Genomic DNA, 15,444 nt, shown 5'->3' with positions numbered 1-15,444 from the left:
CTTATCTTTTGGTCGAGTCCTGGCGCTGGCGATGCCATTCCAGCTTTACATGTGGAACGGTTTTCCACAAAATCGATGCTACGCAGTCACCCAACCCTGTTGATGGCAGTCCGGTGTGCACCCGCCGCCTGCCCCGTGCGAGGAGATTCACCATGACTCAACGTGTCACGCGTCACCGCCTCCAGGTGGCCGCCGAACTGGACCGCTTCATCACCGAACAGGCGCTCCCGGGCACCGGCATCGACGCCGAGGCCTTCTGGGCCGGTGTCGACGCCCTCTTCCATGATCTGACCCCGAAGAACCGTGAACTGCTCGCCGAGCGCGATCGCCTGCAGGAGAAGCTCGATAGCTGGCATCGCGAGAATCCCGGCCCGGTGCGGGACATGCCTGGCTACCGCGCCTTCCTCGAGGAGATCGGCTACCTGGCCGAGGCGCCGAGCTCGGTCAAGGTGACCACCGCCAACGTCGATCGCGAGATTGCCGTCCAGGCCGGCCCCCAGCTGGTGGTGCCGGTCAACAACGCCCGCTATGCGCTGAATGCCGCCAATGCCCGCTGGGGCAGCCTCTACGATGCCCTCTACGGCACCGATGCCATCTCCGAGGAGGACGGCGCCGAGAAGGGCACGAGCTTCAATCCCAAGCGTGGCGAGAAGGTCATCGCCTACGCCCGCGGCGTGCTGGATCGTGCCGCACCGCTGGCCACCGGCTCCCACCGTGACGCCGTGAAGTATGCCCTGCGTGACGGCCATCTGGTGGTTACCCTGGAGGGTGGTCGCGAGACCGGCCTCAAGGATGCCGGCAAGCTGGTGGGCTTCAACGGCCCGGCCGAGAGCCCCGATACCATCCTGCTGAGCAACCATGGCCTGCATCTGGAGATCCAGATCGATCCGAGCAACCCGATCGGCAAGACCGACCCGGCTGGCGTCAAGGATGTGGTGGTCGAGGCGGCGGTGACCACCATCATGGACTGCGAGGACTCCGTGGCCGCGGTGGACGCCGAGGACAAGGTAGGTGTCTACGCCAGCTGGCTGGGCCTGATGAAGGGCGACCTGACAGAAGAGGTCGAGAAGGGCGGCAAGACCTTCACCCGTCGCCTCAACGCCGACCGCACCTGGCAGAACACCGCTGGCGGCAGCGTGACCCTGCCGGGTCGCTCGCTGATGTTCGTGCGCAACGTCGGTCACCTGATGACCACGCCGGCGGTGTTCGACGCCGAGGGCAACGAGCTGCCCGAGGGCATCCTCGACGGCATCGTCACCAGCCTGATCGCCCTGCACGACCTGAAGAAGGGCGAGGGCGAGGCGCGCAACTCCCGCGAGGGCTCGGTCTACATCGTCAAGCCCAAGATGCACGGGCCGAAGGAAGTGGCGTTCGCCAACGAGCTGTTCGGCCGCATCGAGGATCTGCTGGGCATGGCCCGCGACACCCTCAAGATGGGCATCATGGACGAGGAGCGCCGCACCACGGTGAATCTCAAGGCGTGTATCGCCGAGGCTGCCTCGCGTGTGGTGTTTATCAACACCGGCTTCCTCGATCGCACCGGCGACGAGATGCACACCGCCATGGAGGCGGGTCCGATGATCCGCAAGGGCGACATGAAGGGTGCCGCCTGGATCCAGGCCTACGAGAAGAACAACGTCCAGGTCGGCCTGGCCTGTGGCCTGCGCGGCCGCGCCCAGATCGGCAAGGGCATGTGGGCCATGCCCGACCTGATGGCCGGCATGCTGGAGCAGAAGATCGGCCACCCCAAGGCCGGCGCCAACACCGCCTGGGTGCCCTCACCCACTGCCGCTACCCTGCACGCCCTGCACTACCACCAGGTGGACGTCGCCGCCATCCAGCGCGAGCTGGAGGGGCAGGGCGAACCGGACGTCCTGGATGACCTGCTCAGCGTGCCGGTGGCCGAGAGCGCCGACTGGAGCGACGAGGAGCGCCAGCAGGAGCTCGACAACAACTGCCAGGGCATCCTCGGCTACGTGGTGCGCTGGGTCGAGCATGGCGTGGGCTGCTCCAAGGTGCCGGACATCCACGATGTGGGCCTGATGGAAGACCGTGCCACCCTGCGCATCTCCAGCCAGCACATCGCCAACTGGCTGCACCACGGCGTGGTCGATGCCGCCCGCGTCCAGGAGACCCTGGAGCGCATGGCCAAGGTGGTCGACAAGCAGAACGCCGATGACCCGGAGTACACGCCGATGAGCGCGGACTTCCAGGGCTCCAGCGCCTTCCAGGCCGCCAGCGACCTGATCTTCAAGGGCCGCGTGCAGCCTGCCGGCTACACCGAGCCGCTGCTGCACCACTGGCGCGCCGTGCACAAGGCGAAGTAAGGAAACCAACCAAAGGCGTCGGGGAGCGCCCCCGCGGTCATGCCGCGGGGGCGCTTTCGTGAGGGCTCGACGTTCGGGCACTGTCGGCGTCGGCGCGGGTCGGCTAAGGTGGTGGTTTTCGTTCGCCACAGCAGGGAGGCTTGCCATGCCCGTGATGACCGCCGCCGCCATCGAGGATTTCCTCGACGAGGTGTTCCCCCAGCGTTTCGGCACCATCGAGGCCGTCGATCACATGAAGGCCACCATGAGCCTGGCCATCGACGACGAGCACCTGCGTCCCGGCGCCAGCGTCTCCGGCCCCACCCTGATGGGGCTCGCCGACGTCTGCCTCTACGTGGCGATCCTCGCCGAGATCGGCCCCGAACCCATGGCGGTCACCAGCGACCTGCACTGCCGCTTCCTGCGTCGTCCCCGGGGCGACCGCGATATCATCGCCACCGCGCGTATCCTCAAGCTGGGCCGCCGCCTGGCGGTGGGCGAGGTGCAGCTGTTCTCTGCCGGGCAGGAGGAGCCGGTGGCGCTGGTCACCGCCACCTACGCCCTGCCCGATCGCGACGACTGATGGCGCCTCAGCGGGCGCGCAATATGGCGGCGGCCAGGGCCAACCAGCCGGCGATCATCAGTACCCCGCCCATGGGCGTGATCATCCCCAGCCCCGTCGCGCCGGTGAGCGCCATGGCATAGAGCGAACCGGAGAACAGCGCGATGCCTGCCGCCCACAGCGCCATGGCCAGCCGCTGGCCGGCCAGCGGCTGGGAGGCGCGCCAGGCCAGCATCGCCAGCAGTGCCAGGGTGTGCCACGCCTGGTAGCGCACCCCGGTCTCGAAGGCCGCCGCCAGCCGCGGGGCCAGCTGCCCCTCCAGGGCGTGGGCGCCGAAGGCACCGGCGATCACCACCAGGGCGCCGGAGAGCGCCGCCCCCAGCCACCATCCCCTGTCCTGCATATCGGTCCCCCTCCGTGTCGGTAGAATCGGCCGCTACCGTACCCCGGGCGAGCCTCAGCCGCTACAATACGCGCCCCCGGTTTATTCAAGCCCAGAAGATTCAAGCCAAGAGAAGGGTTGCCCCGCGCCATGACCGATCCCCGACACGACGACAAGACCACCGGCCCGGAGGGGGCCGACGCCCCGCTGCACCGCCGCGGCATCAAGAGCTATGTGCTGCGCGCCGGACGCATGACCCAGGCCCAGACCCGCGGGCTCGAGGAGGTGTGGCCGCGTCTCGGACTGACCCTGGCCGACGGTCGCCAGGATCTCGATACGCTGTTCGGGCGCCGCGCGCCCTGCGTGGTGGAGATCGGCTTCGGCATGGGCGCCTCGCTGGTTGAGCAGGCCGCGACCCACCCCGACACCGACTTCATCGGCATCGAGGTGCATGCGCCGGGTGTCGGCAAGCTGCTCGACGAGGCCGACAAGCGCGGCCTCGGCAACCTGCGCGTCTACCGTGAGGACGCCCTGCGGGTGCTCGAGGAGTGCCTGCCCGAGGCGAGCCTGGATACCGTGCAGCTGTTCTTCCCCGATCCCTGGCCCAAGAAGAAGCACCACAAGCGGCGCATCGTGCAGCCTGCCTTCGTCGAGCTGGTGCGCTCGCGGCTGAAGGTCGGCGGCACCTTCCACCTGGCCACCGACTGGGAGGCCTACGCCGAGTGGATGGCCGAGGTGATGGACGCCGCCCCCGGCTTCGCCAATACCGCCGAGCCCGAGACCGCACCCTACGTACCACGCCCGGCGTTCCGTCCGCTGACCAAGTTCGAGGCCCGCGGCGAGAAGCTCGGCCACGGCGTCTGGGATCTCATCTACCGCCGCGTCGGGTGATTCTGCCGCCGCTTCAAGCGGTTAGGCTGTCAAATGAAAATGGATCATGATGTTCGCCGGCTTGCACCAGATATGGGGCTTGCCGGCGAGATATGGTCTATATATGGTAGTCGGGCCGCGGGTGAACAGAGGGCCTGACACCGACATGATGCATGTCAGTGCAGCCCCGGGAGCACCGGCCTAGGATGAACGGTTCGGCGGCCCTGGCCGCATGGTTACCCTTCAGGAGAGCTGTCATGTCCCTGCCGTTGTTGCCTTTACCGTTACACGCCCTGCCGCGTCCTCCCGCACCCGCCCGCCTGATTCGCGCCCTCGACCCGCGCGTGCCGGTCGGTCTCAAGCGCCGCCTGGTGGAACCGTTGCTCAACCGCACCTTCGCCGAGCCCCTGGCCGAGGGGGAGTTCGACGCCCTGGAGGGACGTCGCATCACCCTGGCCATCGAGGACATCGGCGTGGCGCTGACCCTCACCCTGGAGGGCGAGCGACTGGCGGTGTGCACCGAGCCCGGCGAGGCCACTATCCGCGGTGGCTGGCGGGAGTTTCTCTGCCTGGCCACCCGGCGCGAGGACCCCGATGCGCTGTTCTTTCAGCGCCGGCTGCTGATCGAGGGCGACACCGAACTGGGCCTGATGGTCAAGAACCTGCTCGACGGTCGCGAGGAGGGCCTGGCCCAGGGGCCCTTCGGTGAACTGCTGGTTCGCCTGGAGCGACTGGCGAGACGTACGAACTGAATTTTTTCGATTAACGAACTTCTTCCGGAGCCATCCGAATGAGCACTTCCACCAAGGCAGTGAAGTCATCCAACGAGGTGCCCCTGCAGGGGCCGTCCCGCGACATCTGGGACTCCAAGTACCGCCTCAAGGACCGTCACGGCAAGGCCGTGGACCAGGACGTGACTGCCACCTGGGATCGCGTGGCCCGGGCGCTGGCCGCGGTGGAAGGCAAGCAGGCCGACGCCTGGCTGCCGAAGTTTCGCTGGGCGCTGGAGAATGGCGCCATTCCCGCCGGGCGCATCATGTCCAATGCCGGCGCCGAGGCCTACAAGCCGGCGGTGAGCCTGATCAACTGCACGGTGTCGCGCACCATCCGCGACTCCATGCACGATATCCTCGACTCCGTGGTGGACGCCGGCATGACCCTCAAGGCGGGCTGCGGCATCGGCTACGACTTCTCCACCCTGCGCCACAAGGGCGCCTTCGTGTTCGGCGCCGGGGCCGGCACCAACGGCCCCCTGGCGTTCATGGATATCTACGACAAGATGTGCTTCACGGTGGCCTCGGCGGGCGGCCGCCGCGGTGCCCAGATGGGCACCTTCGACGTCGGCCACCCCGATGTGCGCCAGTTCATCGAGGCCAAGCGCGAGGCGGGCCGCCTGCGCCAGTTCAACCTCAGCCTGCTGATCACCGACGAGTTCATGGAGGCGGTCAAGAACGACACCGACTGGCCGCTGGCCTTCCCGCTGCACCCGGGCGAGAAGGATGACGTCCAGGAGAACGAGCTGATCTACCGCGACTGGCCGGTGGTGGAGGAGGGCTATACCGTCGATGCCGAGGGCCGCGTGGCCTGCCGCATCGTCGAGGTGATCAAGGCCCGCGAGCTGTGGGACACCATCATGCGTTCCACCTACGATTACGCCGAGCCGGGCTTCATCCTGATCGACCAGGTCAACCGGATGAACAACAACTGGTTCTGCGAGGAGATCCGCGCCACCAACCCCTGCGGCGAGCAGCCGCTGCCGCCCGAGGGCGCCTGCCTGCTGGGTTCGGTCAACCTGACCCGCTTCGTCATCGACCCCTTCGGCAAGAAGCCGCGCTTCGACTGGGAGCGCTACCGCCAGGTGGTGGCGATCTTCACCCGCATGCTCGACAACGTGGTGGAGATCAGCGGCCTGCCCCTGGAGGGCCAGCGCCGCGAGATCGAGGCCAAGCGCCGCCACGGCATGGGCTTCCTGGGCCTGGGCTCCACCCTGACCATGCTCAAGATCCCCTACGGCTCGCCGGAGTCGCTGGCCTTCACCGAGGAGGTGAGCCGCAACCTGGCCATCGAGGGCTGGAAGCAGGCGCTGGAACTCTCCCGCGAGAAGGGCATGGCCCCGGCACTGGCCGAGGACTACGAGATCACCCCGAAGATGCTGCGCGAGCGCCCGGAGCTCAAGAAGGACGGCTACGAGATCGGCGACAAGGTGCCCGGTCGCATCCTGCATGCGCGCTACAGCCGCTACATGCAGAAGGTCGCCGAGGTGGAGCCTGAGCTGGTGGCCCAGCTCGCCGAGCATGGTGCGCGCTTTACCCACCACAGCTCCATCGCGCCGACCGGCACCATCTCGCTGTCGCTGGGCAACAACGCCTCCAACGGGATCGAGCCGTCGTTCTCGCACCGCTACTTCCGCAACGTCATCCAGTCGGGCAAGAAGACCAAGGAGCAGGTCGAGGTGGTCTCCTTCGAGCTGGCGGCCTACCGCCACTTCATCGCCGCCGACGCCGTGGAGAGCGACCTGCCCGACTACTTCATCACCGCCGACGCGGTGAGCCCCAAGCAGCACGTGGCGGTGCAGGCCGCCGCCCAGGCCTGGGTCGACTCGGCGATCTCCAAGACGGTGAACGTGCCCACCGAGTTCCCCTTCGAGGAGTTCAAGGACCTCTACCTCGACGCCTACCAGAGCAAGCTCAAGGGCTGTACCACCTTCCGCTTCAATCCGGAGGCCTTCCAGGGCGTGCTGGTGCGCGAGGATGACCTCAAGAACACCACCTACGTCTTCGAGCTGGAGAATGGCGAGAGCGTGGAGCTGGCCGGTGACGAGAAGGTCATCTACGACGGCGAGGAGCACAACGCGGCGAACCTCTATGACGCGCTGAAGGAAGGCACCTATGGCAAGTGGTAAGCCATTGTTTCCCTGGTTGCCTTTAGCAAGGGGCGCCGGGGAAGAGCCGAAGAGGAGGTCCTACGCCAGGGATGGCGTCGGTAGCGCCCAGGGATGGGTTTACAGCGCCTCCTCGCAGGCTCTTCGCCGGATCAGCCCCGAGCGATGGATGCCCAGTGCCACCCAACAACTTTCCGGAGGAGCCCCCTGATGGCCGTCGAGATCAATTCCAAGATCGTTTCCTACAGTGTCAAGAAGGCGGTGGAAGAGCCGCCGCTGCCCGAGGAGAACCCGCTCACGGTGCGCATCCCGTCGCGTCCCGAGGGCACCTTGGAGGCCGTGTCGGAGAAGATCTCCTACGTCGGCGCCGAGGGCCGCAAGAAGGTCTACCTGCTGGTCTCCTTCATGCCCGTGGAGGGCGTGCTCAACGGCAAGCGGGTGGTGATCGAGCGTCCGGTGGAGTTCTTCTTCCCCTCCGGCCAGCTCTCCAGCGAGCACCAGTGGATCACCGCCACCATGCGCAGCCTGTCGCTGGCCGCCCGCGGCGGCTACGTCACCCAGGCGGTGGCCGACCTGCGCAAGGTGGCCTGGGACAAGGGCCTGGTGCGCTGCGGGATGAACCGCTGGGGCAAGCCGGTGTTCCACGACTCCGAGGTGGCGGCCATCGCCTGGTCGATCCAGCAGATCCTCTACCGCCGCGGCTTCCTCGACCAGGACGGCAACCAGGTGCCGGTGGAGGAGCTGGTCGCCCGCTACGCCCAGCGCCAGGCCAGCGGCCACCTGTGGGTGCCGCCCACCGCCGAGGAGATCGAGCAGGCCGAGCGCAAGGCAGAGGAGGCCGCCCATGCCAAGGGCGACGGCCCCACCGTGGTCGGCCACTGCCCCGAGTGCAACGGCGAGCTGATCATGATGGACGGCTGCCCCACCTGCTACTCTGGCTGCGGCTGGTCCAAGTGTGGCTAGGCTAAGCGCCAGGCACTGAACGTCAGTCGAAGCACACATCGCCCCGGGTCACGAGAGTGGCCCGGGGCGATGTCGTCTTGGCGCGGGCTTCAGCCGCGCAGCTCGACCTGTGCGAAGTGGCGGCGCAGCCGGCGTATCAGGGTCTCCAGCGCCTCCCGGGGCGGGGCGTCCTCGACGGCGTCGCGGTAGGCCGGGTCCAGGCAGCGCTCCAGGCGGGCGAGCTGGATGGCGTAGCGGCGGACCCCACAGTCGGCCAGGGTCATGGCCAGCAGCTCGAGGTCGTCGAGGGAGAAGTCGCGCCAGTGCAGTGTGGTGCGGCACTCGAAGGGCACCCCGGCCTCCAGCAGCAGCGAGAGGCTCAGGGCGTGCTGGCGCCAGATGCCGGGGCGACCGGCGACGCGGTCGAAGTCGGCGCCGCGCCCCTTGGTGTCCAGGGCAACCCAATCGAGTCGCGGCAGCAGCCGCTCCAGGCGCTCCGGGTAGGGGCCGGCGGTGTGCAGCCCCACCGCCAGTCCGAGTGACCGGCAGGCGTCGGCGGCGGCGGGCAGGTCGGGGTGCAGGGTGGGCTCGCCGCCGCTGAACACCACGGCGTCCAGCTCGCCGACCCGGGCCGCCAGCAGCCCCTCGATGGCATCCCACTCCCCCGCCGCAGCGCGGCGGGCCGGCCCCATGCTGCTCGCCGTCTCGCAGTAGCCGCACTGCAGCGGACAACCCTGCAGGTAGACCAACGCCGACCGGCGCCCCGGAAAGGCGTGGTCGTCCCTGGCCTCGAAGCCGGCAATAGGCAGACGGATCGCGGCGCCGGGCTCGGGGACCAGGGGGATCACCATGGCGCTCACCCCAGGCTGGCGGCTCGGCTGTGGTCCATGCCGGGGCGGCCGTGCCAGTAGCCGTCGCAGATCTCGGCGTCGACCAGGCTGAGAGGGTCGGGGGTGGGCAGCTCGCCGCGGCGGGCGGCATCGAAGGCCGTGACCACCTCCGCCATGCCCTCGGGGCGCGGGCTCAGGCGTGTCACGCCGACGCCCATCCCGGCCATGTCCGGCACCTCGTGGCGCAGGTCCTGGCAGGCCCCCGAGAGGGTCTGGATGCCGTTCAGGGTGAATACCTGCTGGGACTCCTGGGAGCGCAGGGCCAGGCCCTCCGGGTGCTTCTGGCAGACGAACTGGCAGCGGTCCTTGGGTTTCTGGTAGCGCCGCGCGGTGAAGCAGCGCGATGACCAGGCCAGCGGCAGGTGGCCGTAGGCAAACACCTCGCAGGGGGCCTCGATCCCCTGCTCGCGGCAGTCCTCCAGCAGGCGGGCGAGGTCGTCCCGGGACATCTCCACCGGTGCCTGCCAGCGCTGCATGCCGGCGCGGGAGAGCACGGCAAGGGTGGCCGGGTTGTAGAGGTTGAGAGCGGCACCGGCCACGAAGGGCTGGCCCGCCGCCGAGAGGCGTTGCAGGGCGCTCTGGTCATTGGCCTCGACCAGGAACTCGCCGTTGTCGCACAGCTTGCGCAGGTCGCGCAGGTCGGCCTCGGACTCGATCAGGGTCTGGCTCGAGAGCACCACCTGCTTGCCGCTCTGGGTCAGCTCGCGGCCGATGCCAAGCCAGTCGTCGAGCTTCATGTCGCGGCGCCGCGAGCAGACCGACTCACCCAGGTGGACGATCTCCACCGGCCAGTCGGCGGCCTCGCGATAGAAGTCGGCGTAGTGTTCGCGGGTCCAGTAGAAGAGCACCGGGCCGAGCGACAGCTGGAGCGTGGGGGTAGCGGACATGGGCTCTCTCCTATTTCCAGCGGCGCTCGTAGGCGCCCAGGGTGGTGGTGCTGCCTTCGGAGACCTCGCCGAGGCCGGTCATCCAGGCGGGTTCGGTATGGAAGCGGCCCGGGGCGCGTTCCAGGCGATCCAGGGCCTGGCGCCAGATGCCGGCGACCTTTGATACATAGGCCGGGCTGCGCTGGCGCCCCTCGATCTTGACGGCCGCGATGCCCAGATCCTTGAGCTCCGGCAACAGCTCCAGGGTGTTCAGGCTGGTGGGCTCCTCGATGGCGTGGTAGGTCTCGCCGCCCACCTCGAAGCGCCCCTTGCACAGGGTGGGGTAGCCGGCGTTCTCGCCCTCGCCGTAGCGGTCGATCAGCACGCCGTTGAGTCGTGACTCCAGGCCCTCCGGGGTCTCCTCCCAGCGCACATGGGCCGCCGGCGAGCAGACGCCGCGGGTGTTGGGCGATTCACCGGTGAGATACGACGACAGGTAGCAGCGCCCCTCGGCCATGATGCACAGGCTGCCGAAGGCGAATACCTCGAGTTCCACCGGGCTCTGCTTGGCCAGGTCGCGCACCTGGGTGATGGAGAGCACCCGGGGCAGCACGGCGCGTTTGATGCCGAACTGGTCGTGATAGAAGCGCAGCGCCTCGTGGCTGGTGGCCGAGCCCTGCACCGAGAGATGGCGGGCGAGGTCCGGGTGGCGGCGTGCGGCGTAGTCGAGCAGCCCCATGTCGGCCATGATCAGGGCATCGACGCCGAGGTCGGCGGCCTGGTCCACGGCGCGGGTCCACATCGCCCAGCCATCCGGCTGAGGGTAGGTGTTGATGGCGCAGAAGACTCGCTTGCCGCGGGCGTGGGCGTAGTCGATGCCCTCCCGGGCGCGCTTGTCGGTGAAGTTGAGGCCGGCGAACTGGCGGGCGTTGGTGGTGTTCTGAAAGCCGAAGTAGACGGCATCGGCCCCTTCATCCACGGCGCGCTTCAGGGCGGGCAGGTTACCGGCGGGGCAGACGAGCTCCATGGTGAGCCTCCTGTCGTGGGAATCCCGACCATGCTAGTCGACTATCCCGCCTGGCCTTTTGACGCGGGTCATGGCAAGTCGCCTCGATCGGCCTAAGGTAGTGGTCCGTTACTCTTTTTCGGGGTCTAACAATGTTGATATCCCATTCTTGCGGGACGGGCTCTCGAAATGCCGTTTCCCGGTGGACACGGGAAGGTGACGCATGAGTCCCTGGACTCGGCGACTGGGGCGGGGCCTGGCGGTGCTGATCGGCGTCGCCGTGGGCGTGGCGCTGCTGGTCTTCTTCGTGGCCAACCGCCAGTCACCCGAGCGCCAGGAGACGACGGCCTCCGCCACTCCGGTCAGGTTCGTCGAGGTCTGCCCCCTGGAACTGCGCCTGGAGGCGCGCGGCCACGGTGTGGCGCGCCCCGCCGAGACCTGGCAGGCGACGGCCAATGTGGCGGGGCGCGTCGTCGAACGCCACCCGGAACTGGAGAGCGGCACCCTGCTGCCCGAGGGCACCCTGCTGGTGGCCCTGGATCCCAGCCGCTATGAACTGGCCATCGCCGAGGCCGAGGCGGAGCTCGCCAGCCTGGCCGGCGAGCTGGCACAGCTCGAGGCCGAGGAGGAGAACACCCGTCGCCTGCTGGGGCTGGAGCAGCAGGCACTCGCCCTGGCCGAGCAGGAGCTGACACGCATCGAGCGCCTGGCGGCCAGCGGTTCGGTCTCCAGCTCACGACGCGACGAGCAGCGCCGCAGCACCCTGGGGCAGCGTCAGGCGGTCGCCTCGCTGGAGAACAGCCTGGCACTGCTCCCCGCGCGGCGCGAGGTACTCGAGGCGCAGCGCGAGCGGGCCGCTGTGCGCCTGGCACAGGCCCGGGAGGACCTCGCCGATACGCGTTTCGTGGCGCCCTACGACCTGCGCCTGGCCGATGTCGAGGTGGAGCTGCACCAGTTTGTCGGCACCGGGCAGCGGCTGTTCCAGGCCGAGAGCCTGGCCGCCGCCGAGGTGGAGGCCCATATCCCCATCGCCATGATGCGCCGCCTGCTGGCCGCGGCCATGCCGGCGGGAGCCAGCGACGCGGCCCCGGTCCTGGCCGAGGGGCTGGACCTGGCGGAGCGGCTGGACTTCCCGGCGGTGCAGGCCGACCTCTTCCTGGCCGGCGCCGAGGGTGTGGGCTGGGCGGGGGAGCTGGTACGCGTGGCCAGCGGCCTGGATCCCGCCACCCGCACCGTGCGTGCCGTGGTGCGGGTCGAGCACCCCTACCGCGATGCGCGGCCGCCGGATCGCCCGCCGCTACAGCGCGACATGTACGTGCGCACGCGGCTGTCCGCGCCCAGCCCCGAGCCTCGCCTGGTGATACCGGCCAGTACAGTGCATCAGGGCGAGGTGTGGCTGGTGGATAACGAGGATCGCCTCGAGCGGCGCGCGGTGAGCGTGGCCTTCGAGCAGGGCAACCTGGCGGTGGTCGCGGACGGTCTCGAGCCCGGCGAGCGGTTGGTGGTCGATGATCTGCCCGCGGCGATCGCCGGGATGGCCCTCGACCCGCGTCGCGACGAGGCCCTGGAGGCGCGAGTCGCCGAGCAGGCGCTGGGCCAGGGACATGAGGAAGCGCGGCCATGATCCGCTGGTTCGCCGCCCACCCCACCGCCGCCAACCTGCTGCTGGTACTGCTGCTCGCCGCCGGCCTCTTCACCGCCCCGTCGCTCAAGCGCGAGACCTTCCCCGACTACCGCCCGGTGGAAGTGGGTGTCGAGGTGGTCTACCGCGGGGCCAGCGCCGCCGACGTGGAGGATGCCGTCTGCCGCCGCCTGCATGAGGCGGTGAAGGGGGTGGAGTTCCTCGACGAGTTCGTCTGTGTGGCCCAGGACAACCTGGCCAGCGCCACCGCCACCATGCAGGCCGGCGGTGATCCCCTGCGCTTTCTCGGCGAGATCGACACCGAGGTCTCCGCCATCAGCGAGCTGCCGGCGCGGGCGGACCCACCGGTGGTGCGCGAGCTGCACCGCAGCGACGCGGTGGCGGCGGTCGCGGTGTCGGCCGACATGCCCGCCGGCCAGCTCGAGGAGTACGCCCTGCGCCTGGAAGAGCGCATCATGGCGCTGACCGGCGTGGCGGACGTGGCGATCCACGGCATGTCCCAGCGCCAGTGGCAGGTGGAGGTGCCCGGCGAGGTGCTCGGCCAGCACGGCCTCTCGGCCCGCGAGCTGGCGCGGCGGATCTCGGCTCAGAGCCTGGACCTGCCGCTGGGCACCCTGGAGACCCCCGAGCGCGAACTCCTGCTGCGCTTCACCGACCAGCGCCGCTCGCTGGAGGAACTGTCGCGCCTGGTGGTGATCTCCGATCCGGCCGGCGGCGAGCTGACCCTGGGTGACATTGCCCGCTTGAGCGAGGCCGGTGAACGCGAGGAGGAGAAGCTTCGTTTCAACGGCGAACCGGCGCTGGTGCTGGAGGTGAGCAAGAGCCTGCGCGATGACTCCCTGACAGTGAAGGAGCGCCTCGAGGGGCTGATCGAGGAAGAGCGCCGCCGCTTCGATGATGGCATCACGCTGACCCTGACCCAGGACATGACCAGCATCGTCCGCGATCGCCTGGAGATGCTGGTGGGCAACGGTGTCATGGGGCTGGCACTGGTGGTGCTGGTGATGAGCCTGTTCTTCCGCCCGCGACTGGCGCTGTGGGCGGTGCTTGGGCTGCCCGCGGCCTTCATGGGGGCCTTCCTGGTCATGGGGCTTGCCGGCCTCTCGCTGAACATGATCACCCTGGTGGCGCTGCTGATGGCCATCGGTATCGTCATGGACGACACCATCGTGATCACCGACAACATCGCCGCCCACGCCGGTGAGAGCGCCACACCACTGCAGGCGGTGGTGGCGGGGACTCGACAGGTACTGCCCGGGGTGCTGTCGTCGTTCCTGACCACTGCCGCGGTGTTCGTGCCGCTCTCCTTCCTGGCCGGCGAGCTGGGGGCGGTGCTGGAGGTGCTGCCGGTGGTGCTGATCGCCGCGCTGGCGGCGAGTCTTGTCGAGGCGTTCTGGATCCTGCCTCACCATCTCAAGGGCAGTCTCAAGGGCAGCGTGAAACACCTGCAGCAGGGCCATGAGTCGCGTTTTCGCACCACCTTCGACCGCGGCTTCGAGCGCTTCCGCGAGGGCGTGGGGCGGCTGGCCGATCGGGCGATCCGCTTCCGCCATCTGGTGCTGGGGGCGGTGCTGGCCGTGATGCTGGCCTCCGTCGGTTTCATGGCCGGTGGCCATGTCGGCAGCGAGGCGATGCCCGACATCGACGGCGATGTGCTCGAGGCGCGCATCCTGATGCCCCAAGGCACACCGCTCGAGCGCACCGAGGCGGTGGCCGAGCGCATCGAGACGGCGATGCGCGAGCTCGATGAACGCCATTCGCCCGGGCAGCCGGAGGGCGCGGCGCTGGTCGAGGCGATCCAGGTGCGTTTCAACCACAACCTCAGCGCCCGGGAGGCGGGGCCCCATGTGGCCACGGTCAGTGTCGACCTGCTCACCGCCGAGCGGCGCACCATGACCCTGGATGCGCTGACCGCCGAGTGGCGGGAAGCGATCGGTGACATCCCTGGGGTGCAGCGCCTGATCATCCAGGAGCCGGGGTTCGGCCCCGCCGGGGTGCCCGTGGAGGTGCGCCTGGCCGGCGAGGACCTCGCGGCCATGAAGGCGGCGGCACGGGAGCTTGCCACGCGCCTCGAGGGCTATTCGGCGGTCTACAACGTCATGGATGACCAGCACCTGGGCAAGCCCCAGCGCGCATACTCGCTGGCCTCGGGCGCCCATGGCCTGGGGCTCAGCGCCGAGGAGGTGGCGAACCAGCTGCGCGCCGGCCTGCTCGGCGAGATCGCCGATACCCAGCGCATCGGCGAGCAGGAGATCGAGGTGCTGGTACGCCAGGCCGAGGCCGATCGCGACGGTCTCGATGACCTGGCCGACCAGACCCTGATGCTCCCCGACGGCAGCCGGGTGCCGCTCTCGGTGGTGACCGAGGTGGCCGAACGCCGCGACTGGGCGCGCATCACCCGCATCGACGGGCGGCGCACCGTCACCGTCGAGGCCAACGTGGACGCCCGCCAGGCCAGTGGCCAGGCCATCGTCGACGACCTCGTCGGCAGCGGCTGGCTGGCCGACTTCGAGGCGCGCCATCCCGAGGTGGCGGTCACCTTCGAGGGCCAGGTGGCCAGCTCCGCCGAGACCGGCGGCTCCATCGCCCGCGGCCTGCTGATCGGCCTGGTAGGGATCTTCGTGATCCTCTCCTTCCAGTTCCGCAGCTATGTGGAGCCGCTGATCGTCATGCTCTCGATTCCCCTGGCCTTTATCGGCGCCATCTGGGGGCACGTGGTCATGGGCTACTACCTCTCGATGCCCTCGCTGATCGGCGCCGCCTCGTTGGCCGGCATCGTGGTCAACAATGCCATCCTGCTGATCCACTTCATCAAGACGCACCGTGAGCGAGGCATGGATGCGGTAGCGGCCGCGGGGCAGGCCAGCCGCGACCGGCTGCGGGCCATCCTGATCTCCTCCACCACCACCATTGCCGGCCTCGCGCCGCTGCTGGCCGAGACCAGCAGTCAGGCGGATGCCATCAAGCCGCTGGTGATCGCCGTGGTATTCGGCCTGCTCAGCGCCACCCTGCTGGTGCTGCTGGTGATTCCGGCACTCTATGTACTGTTCGACGACTGGGGCTGGACCCGCAGGTCGGAGAGTGGGACGTAATGCAG

12 protein-coding genes are annotated in these 15,444 nt (G+C 68.9%); 8 read left to right on the top strand and 4 right to left on the bottom strand.

Annotated features, from left to right (window positions below; all coding sequences use genetic code 11):
* Nucleotides 1-152 precede the first annotated feature (152 nt).
* Nucleotides 153-2,327, top strand: a complete 2,175-nt coding sequence (locus tag GRB96_RS08300) for a malate synthase G (protein WP_161431708.1) — start codon at nt 153-155, stop codon at nt 2,325-2,327.
* 145 nt (nt 2,328-2,472) lie between these two features.
* Nucleotides 2,473-2,889, top strand: coding sequence for a PaaI family thioesterase (locus GRB96_RS08295; RefSeq protein ID WP_161431707.1), 417 nt, complete (start codon nt 2,473-2,475; stop codon nt 2,887-2,889).
* 7 nt (nt 2,890-2,896) lie between these two features.
* Here GRB96_RS08295 and GRB96_RS08290 read toward each other — a convergent pair whose 3' ends face one another.
* Entirely contained in the window at nt 2,897-3,271 is a 375-nt protein-coding gene (locus GRB96_RS08290) for a DUF423 domain-containing protein (RefSeq protein WP_161431706.1), read from the bottom strand.
* 129 nt (nt 3,272-3,400) lie between these two features.
* Between GRB96_RS08290 and trmB the strand changes: the two genes are divergently transcribed.
* The 4 genes from trmB (at nt 3,401) to GRB96_RS08270 (ending at nt 7,964) form a co-directional block, all read left to right on the top strand.
* Nucleotides 3,401-4,141 (top strand): tRNA (guanosine(46)-N7)-methyltransferase TrmB, encoded by a 741-nt coding sequence (trmB, locus tag GRB96_RS08285; protein ID WP_161431705.1) that lies wholly within the window; start codon nt 3,401-3,403, stop codon nt 4,139-4,141.
* A 236-nt stretch (nt 4,142-4,377) separates the two neighbouring features.
* On the top strand, nt 4,378-4,872 hold the full coding sequence (gene ubiT / locus GRB96_RS08280; protein WP_161431704.1) for a ubiquinone anaerobic biosynthesis accessory factor UbiT: 495 nt from the start codon (nt 4,378-4,380) through the stop codon (nt 4,870-4,872).
* A 38-nt stretch (nt 4,873-4,910) separates the two neighbouring features.
* A complete protein-coding gene (locus GRB96_RS08275; RefSeq protein WP_161431703.1) occupies nt 4,911-7,022 on the top strand; it encodes an adenosylcobalamin-dependent ribonucleoside-diphosphate reductase in 2,112 nt (703 codons plus the stop codon).
* Nucleotides 7,023-7,211: 189 nt separating this feature from the next.
* Complete coding sequence (locus GRB96_RS08270) at nt 7,212-7,964, top strand: ribonucleoside-diphosphate reductase (RefSeq protein ID WP_089677259.1); 753 nt, start codon at nt 7,212-7,214, stop codon at nt 7,962-7,964.
* Between the two features lie 89 nt (nt 7,965-8,053).
* Here the strand turns inward: GRB96_RS08270 and GRB96_RS08265 are convergent, their stop codons facing one another.
* Genes GRB96_RS08265 through ubiU form a run of 3 tightly spaced genes read right to left on the bottom strand, consistent with a single transcriptional unit; the run spans nt 8,054 to nt 10,726 of the window.
* A complete protein-coding gene (locus tag GRB96_RS08265; protein ID WP_161431702.1) occupies nt 8,054-8,794 on the bottom strand; it encodes an anaerobic ribonucleoside-triphosphate reductase activating protein in 741 nt (246 codons plus the stop codon).
* Nucleotides 8,795-8,799: 5 nt separating this feature from the next.
* On the bottom strand, nt 8,800-9,720 hold the full coding sequence (locus tag GRB96_RS08260; protein WP_161431701.1) for a U32 family peptidase: 921 nt from the start codon (nt 9,718-9,720) through the stop codon (nt 8,800-8,802).
* A 10-nt stretch (nt 9,721-9,730) separates the two neighbouring features.
* The gene (ubiU, locus tag GRB96_RS08255) at nt 9,731-10,726 is read right to left on the bottom strand and encodes a ubiquinone anaerobic biosynthesis protein UbiU (protein WP_161431700.1); all 996 of its coding nucleotides are present in this window, start codon (nt 10,724-10,726) and stop codon (nt 9,731-9,733) included.
* Nucleotides 10,727-10,928: 202 nt separating this feature from the next.
* On the opposite strand from ubiU, the gene GRB96_RS08250 reads away from it, so the two are divergent.
* Complete coding sequence (locus GRB96_RS08250) at nt 10,929-12,329, top strand: efflux RND transporter periplasmic adaptor subunit (protein WP_161431699.1); 1,401 nt, start codon at nt 10,929-10,931, stop codon at nt 12,327-12,329.
* Nucleotides 12,326-15,439, top strand: a complete 3,114-nt coding sequence (locus GRB96_RS08245) for an efflux RND transporter permease subunit (protein WP_161431698.1) — start codon at nt 12,326-12,328, stop codon at nt 15,437-15,439. The genes GRB96_RS08250 and GRB96_RS08245 overlap by 4 nt, the downstream gene beginning before the upstream one ends.
* Nucleotides 15,440-15,444: the final 5 nt, after the last annotated feature.

This window comes from Halomonas alimentaria (assembly GCF_009902005.1).
Taxonomy (GTDB): Bacteria; Pseudomonadota; Gammaproteobacteria; order Pseudomonadales; family Halomonadaceae; genus Halomonas; species Halomonas alimentaria.
This window is presented reverse-complemented; position numbering and strand designations above follow the sequence as displayed.